The organism is Mesorhizobium mediterraneum (assembly GCF_002284565.1).
GTDB lineage: Bacteria > Pseudomonadota > Alphaproteobacteria > Rhizobiales > Rhizobiaceae > Mesorhizobium > Mesorhizobium mediterraneum.
Window position 1 is genome coordinate 1 of record NZ_NPKI01000023.1, and the last position, 2,743, is coordinate 2,743.

The following is a 2,743-nucleotide window of genomic DNA, read 5'->3' on the forward strand; positions in this document are numbered from 1 at the left end:
GGCGATTATATATTTGACAAACCCAGCGGGATGAGCGATAACGATTCCAAGGAGTTATCGCCATGTCCGTTTTGTCCCGCCCCTACTTCCACGACGAAGCCGCCGCATTTGAGCATGTCGAGGCGATGCTTTGGCCGCAGGGCCCGGTCTGCCATCACTGCGGATCAATGGATAAGCACTACAAGCTGGCTGGCGTTCGTTCCAAGCCTTCCAAGAAGAACCCGCACGGCGTAGAGCGCCATGGCCTCTACAAGTGCTCGGCCTGCCGTGCCCAGTTCACGGTTCGCATGGGCACGATCTTTGAGGAAAGCCATTTGCCCCTGCACAAGTGGTTGCAGGCTATCCACCTCATGTGTTCGTCAAAGAAGGGTATATCCTCGCACCAGCTCCACCGCGTTCTGGAATGCACCTACAAGACGGCTTGGTTCCTGTCGCACCGCGTTCGCGAGGCAATGCGCTCGGATGACTTCACGCCCATGGGCGGCAATGGCAAGTTCGTTGAGGTTGACGAAACCTACATCGGCCGACTGACTGATACGCCAGTCAAGCGCGGCGGCGGCGCTCACAAAAACACCGTCGTCACGTTGGTTGAACGCGGCGGTCGCTCCCGATCCTTCCATGTCGTTAGCGCCCGCATCGGCACCGTCATGCCGATCGTCCGTGCCAACATTGCCAAGGAAAGCGCGCTGATGACCGACGAGGCTGGCGTATATCGCCGTGTCGGCCAGGAATTCGCCTCGCACGATTTCGTCACGCATTCCAAGGACGAGTACGTTCGCGGCAATATCCATACGAACACGGTCGAAGGCTATTACTCGATCTTCAAGCGCGGCATGAAAGGCGTTTATCAGCATTGCGCCGAACACCATCTGCACCGCTATTTGGCCGAGTTCGACTTCCGCTATTCGAACCGTTCGGCCATGGGCGTTGAGGACAACGTTCGTTCGCTCATTGCCTTGAAGGGTGCCAAAGGCAAGCGTCTGACGTATCGAACAGCTTATTGAAGCCAAGAAAGGCCACTATCGGAAGCCCGTTCAACTAAGCTTGCCGCTTTGGAAATATGAGAAGAAGAAGCGTTTGTTCAAAAGGATTAGAACGGGTCCGAAATGGGAAAACCGGTCATGACCGGTTGCCAGATTCGCGCGAGTCGATTATGTTAATAGCGGTTCGTGCGCCCCTTGCCTGACGAAAAGCCCCAACGGGCCGCTCCCTTAAAAGGAGATAATCGGGATAGCGGGGCGCACAACTTTTTCAGTAATGCATTTTCTTGCCGAAGCGCCATAGCTCGAACTCAGAAGTAATTTTCTGAGCTATGAGATTGTAGGAGCGCCGGTCGCCTCTTTCCCACTTTCGCTGCAATGCCCACGCGCAATAGTCGGCGACTTGCAGACATGGGTCTGTCTTGGCGAGGTGGAAAACAGTCGTATGTTCCAGATGCTTTCCGGTTTGCTGGATCACTTCGTTGAAGGCATTTCGGAATGCAGCCTTGCCCTTCGCCGTATCCAAAGCCGCCGCCGAAATCAGCACGTTGTCACCGTCCTTGAAGCGACGCGGTAGTAAGTCCTTGGCGTGATAGTACCACGCGTATTTGTAGAAGGTCGGCTCGTCCGGGCGCGTTCGCGGAAGCGCCTTCGCCTTTTCCAGGATTGTCGCGTCTATCTCGAACTTGTGCTTGCCAAGGATAGCGAAAACTTGGTCGCGCACCTTTTGCTTGTCCATGGTACAATGGAACGCTTCGTCCTCGATGACCTTCTTCGCCATTAGATGACGACGAAGCTCCAAGAGCTCCGCGCCGACCTCGCAAGATTCCATGCGAACAGTGCAGAGAATGAAATAGCGGCTGGCATGTCCACCGGCTTCAAATTTGAAGCAACCGGCCTCGTCAGCGAAAACAAAATGGTCACTCATGACACACAAGCCAAAAGAATCAGACTTGTCACAGTATCAGAGATTCAAAGAAGCCGCCCGCGAACTGGAAACAGACCAGTCAGAGGAACATTTTGACCGTTTGGTCAAGAAAATCGCGAAGTCTCCGCCGGCAAAGGGTGAAAAGAAAGACGAAAAGTCCGACTAAAGTAACTTTTCCGATAACACTATATTTAGGGTTTGCCGCACCATCCCGGATCACTATAGCTTCGAGTCGTTCTTGTTGAACGATTCGGCAGGAATGGAAAACCCGATCCCACCGGCTAGGGTGTGGATCGGGTCTGGTAGAAGCCGCCGTGTGGGGCGGAAATTTGTGGCCACGGCCGGACAATTGTCTCGTTCGCGGCGCAAGTCAAGCCCTGCACGGTCCTTTTTAGAAGGAAAACTAACCGTGCATAATCTCTATCTCGCATACGATCTGATAACGCCCGGTCAGAAATATGAGGCCGTGCAGAACCGGATCAAGCAGCTTGGCCGTTGGTACAAGCATCAGTACTCGCTCTACTACGTGCAGTCGTCACTCACCGCCGAACAGGCTCACAACTTTGTTCGCGGCGTGATGGACACCAACGACAAGCTCGTCGTCATCGAGGCCAAGAACGCCTGCGTCAACGGTGTTCCAGCGGCCGAACTTGCGCAGCTTCAGACCTTGTTCAAGGCTGCCTAAACCGCCCGAGCCTATTGGCGGGAACATTGGAGCATCGGGGCTGAGAGGTCCCGGTGCTTTTTTGTTGGTCATGTCCTTGTTCCTTCGGGTTGCCGGCCTGTCAGGATTATATTCCTACAGGGTGCCGGGTTTGTCAAATATATAATCGCC

General features: G+C 54.4%; 3 protein-coding genes. 2 read left to right on the forward strand and 1 reads right to left on the reverse strand.

Annotation, left to right across the window (positions count from 1 at the left end):
* Positions 1–62: 62 nt before the first annotated feature.
* Positions 63–1,004, forward strand: coding sequence for an IS1595 family transposase (locus CIT25_RS19165; protein ID WP_095486088.1), 942 nt, complete (start codon positions 63–65; stop codon positions 1,002–1,004).
* A 247-nt stretch (positions 1,005–1,251) separates the two neighbouring features.
* On the opposite strand, the gene CIT25_RS19170 is transcribed toward CIT25_RS19165, so the two are convergent.
* Positions 1,252–1,908, reverse strand: a complete 657-nt coding sequence (locus tag CIT25_RS19170; RefSeq protein WP_095486089.1) for a DUF3800 domain-containing protein — start codon at positions 1,906–1,908, stop codon at positions 1,252–1,254.
* 409 nt (positions 1,909–2,317) lie between these two features.
* Here CIT25_RS19170 and CIT25_RS19175 point away from each other — a divergent pair, with 409 nt between their 5' ends.
* On the forward strand, positions 2,318–2,593 hold the full coding sequence (locus tag CIT25_RS19175) for a hypothetical protein (protein WP_095486090.1): 276 nt from the start codon (positions 2,318–2,320) through the stop codon (positions 2,591–2,593).
* Positions 2,594–2,743 lie beyond the last annotated feature (150 nt).

What these genes read in the sequence shown, in the direction of transcription:
- CIT25_RS19165 (WP_095486088.1), top strand. Translation starts at nt 63, where the DNA reads ATGTCCGTTTTGTCCCGCCCCTACTTCCACGACGAAGCCGCCGCATTT.
- CIT25_RS19170 (WP_095486089.1), bottom strand. Translation starts at nt 1,908, where the DNA reads ATGAGTGACCATTTTGTTTTCGCTGACGAGGCCGGTTGCTTCAAATTT.